This is a genomic window from Leyella stercorea, assembly GCF_021531355.1.
GTDB lineage: Bacteria > Bacteroidota > Bacteroidia > Bacteroidales > Bacteroidaceae > Prevotella.
The window spans coordinates 1-291 of sequence record NZ_JADYTS010000235.1; the positions used below are offsets into that span (position 1 = coordinate 1).

1 protein-coding gene is annotated in these 291 nt (G+C 50.2%); it reads right to left on the bottom strand.

What is annotated here, in order from left to right; genetic code table 11:
* Positions 1-291: site-specific integrase (locus tag I6E38_RS15205; protein WP_475595055.1), on the bottom strand; the 291-nt coding region annotated here is incomplete at both ends.

The window sequence follows — 291 nt, forward strand, 5'->3', positions numbered from 1 at the left end:
CCAAGGCTTCCTCACTGATTGGGTTATGCACGATGTCTTTTGTCTTCTGCATTCGTGTGGTGACATACATCACACCATCGCTGCCGTATGGCTGTATCTCCTCCCAAGTGAGTTTCTTGATGTCGCTCTTTCTCAATGCCGTAAGACAAGAGAACAGGAAGGCTCGCTTCAATGCAGGGGCAGAGCATGGAGTGGATGCCAAGCGGATAACCTCGTCCTGTGAAAGATGCTCCTTGTCAGTCGGGATTGTCTCGATACGCTCCAAGAAACCGTTCGGGTTCTCCTTTATCT